Raw genomic sequence first — 1841 nt, 5'->3', positions numbered from 1 at the left:
GTGGAAAGCGGCTTTATTACAGAAGAAGAACGTATACGTGCTATTACAGACTACCAGGAATGGATAGCCGCTGCTGCACAAAAAATGATCATGAAACTGAAAGATGTAAGGGCCCGGACAGGGGAGTAATACGCCTTTAATGCTACCTGGTGTGGCACACCTGTTTATATACCGGCCGGGCGGGCGGAGGAGTAACGGTAGTTACTCCTCCATGTATGTTTCAAATTTCAGCACCCTGCCATTTTCAATACGGAACGATTGCCCGCAGTTCGCACTGTATGCCGCAATGCGGCCGGGTGTTCCATCTTTATAGGTAATGCCATAGCAACCACTGCTGGTGGATGATCTGACCACTATTACATAACTGCGTTTGCCCGTTACAGTTAGCCCCGGCTTTATCGCCACCGGCTGGGGCGACCAGCTGATGCTATCACGCGAAACAGCTGTTTCATACAATACTTTTCCCGGTACCGGCAATCCATGCTCATCTGCCGGGTAAATACTGATATGAAGATCATCGTCGGGATAGCCGCTTTTAAAAGCGGTAACGCTCACGGTGGAGAGCCTTCCGGAACGGCCAGGAGTAAAGGTTTGAGCGCGTTGTATACAACCGTGGATATCGCACTGGAAACTAAAGCCATCCTGACCGCTGCTGTTGTCCGGTTTTATTTTCGCTTTAGCAGGCCGCGCTGCGCGCAGCGGCAGCGGTATACTATCTTTACACACAATGGGTTCAACGGCTCCATTGGCATCGAAGGAAAGCGGCGCCCAGTAATAGTTGGCAAGCGCTTCATTTTTTGCAGCATTGTTCCACAGATCACTGCCGTAAATAAATACGCTGTCGCCATTCAGCTTCACCAGCGATACAAACGAAGGTTGGCCGCCGCACGATTTGTCGCTGATCTTTATACCATCAGACCATGGTCCTAACGGCGAGGCAGCGCGACGGTAAGAGGTGCCTGTTCCTGAACAATAACCACAGTTGGGATCGGAGTAAAACAGGTAATAGCTGCCATTGCGGCGAAACAGGGCCGGGGCTTCCGTACTTCCTTTTGTAACGGCTTTCACATGCTCGCCACTACCGGTAAGATAATCAGCACTGAGCTTTTCAATAACAATAGTACCTTTCGTTTGCCAGTCGGTATACGCAATATAAGCGGTGCCGTCTTCGTCTACAAAGGTATCATGATCGCCGTTGTTCAATCCGGCTACAGCGCCATTGCTGTTCACCGCCAGCCGGGGCTCGGCTACTTCGGTAAACGGGCCGGTAGGCCGGGAGCTGGTAAATACGCGGAAGCCTATATGATTATCGTATACATTAATCCACAACACATACTGTTTTGTTTTTTTATTGTAGATCACATGCGGCCGGAAACAACCATAGGTGCTGCCATTACAGCGTGTTTGCCATACTGGAGTGCGGGCATCGAACAAAAACCCTTTATCGGTCCAATGTTGCAGATCAGTGGAGGTATACACTTTGAACCCGCAGAAAGGCGCCTCTTTCTTTCCCCATTCAAACCCGCAGCCATAGCTGGTGCCGTACAGGTAGTAGGTGCCGTTGAAATAAGCGATTTCACCATCGTGCGCATCAATGGCGGCGCCCGCGGTGCTGAAACGGATCGTTTGCTGCTGCTGCCGGTTGAAGTTAATAATAGCAGCATTCGTTTGTGCATGCACGTTATATGCCAATAGCAACAGGATACTAATGGCCGCCCTGCGCCATCTTCCGGTATTCCGTGGGCGTAAGTCCGGTCTTCTCTTTAAAGATCCTGGAAAAATAAAACGAAGAATCAAATCTGAGCGCATAGGCAATTTCTTTTACAGATACAGCAGGATCA

General features: G+C 50.0%; 2 protein-coding genes. Both read right to left on the bottom strand.

What is annotated here, in order from left to right:
* Positions 1 to 201 precede the first annotated feature (201 nt).
* Positions 202 to 1680, bottom strand: a complete 1479-nt coding sequence (locus VN105_RS21415) for a family 43 glycosylhydrolase (RefSeq protein ID WP_325644023.1) — start codon at positions 1678 to 1680, stop codon at positions 202 to 204.
* A gap of 25 nt (positions 1681 to 1705) precedes the next feature.
* Positions 1706 to 1841: helix-turn-helix domain-containing protein (locus tag VN105_RS21410; RefSeq protein WP_325644025.1), on the bottom strand; the 136-nt coding region annotated here is incomplete at its 5' end.

Origin of the sequence: Chitinophaga sp. (assembly GCF_035564935.1) — a bacterium.
Lineage (GTDB): Bacteria > Bacteroidota > Bacteroidia > Chitinophagales > Chitinophagaceae > Chitinophaga.
The sequence above is the reverse complement of the archived record's forward strand: the minus strand, read 5'-3'. Positions and strand labels throughout refer to the sequence as shown.